Raw genomic sequence first — 358 nt, 5'->3', positions numbered from 1 at the left:
TGAAAAAGGGGAGTTGACGGGTCCGAATCCTGTCGATCGGGGCAAATACGGGTCGAAGATCCACCTGCTCACCGAACGTACCGGTTTGCCCCTGTCGCTCGCGATCTCCGGAGCCAACGTCCATGACAGCCAGGCCCTGATCCCGCTCGTCGACGCCATTCCGCCGATCCGCTCGCGACGCGGACCCAGGAGACGCCGACCCGGCAAGCTGCACGCAGACAAAGCCTACGACCACCGCTTCATCCGCACCTACCTGCGCCGGCGGCAGATCCCGGCCCGCATCGCCCGCCGCGGCATCGAGTCCTCCCAGCGCCTCGGCCGGCACCGCTGGGTGATCGAGCGCACCGTCGCCTGGCTC

General features: G+C 67.9%; 1 protein-coding gene. It reads left to right on the top strand.

All coding sequences use genetic code 11. The annotated features are described in order from the left end of the window. Positions 1 to 358: transposase (locus PUR56_RS31220; protein WP_329951438.1), on the top strand; the 358-nt coding region annotated here is incomplete at both ends.

Source organism: Streptomyces sp. BE303 (assembly GCF_036290945.1).
In the GTDB taxonomy this organism is placed as follows: domain Bacteria; phylum Actinomycetota; class Actinomycetes; order Streptomycetales; family Streptomycetaceae; genus Kitasatospora.
Note: the sequence above shows the minus strand (reverse complement) of the source record. Positions and strands in the feature narration are given on the sequence as shown.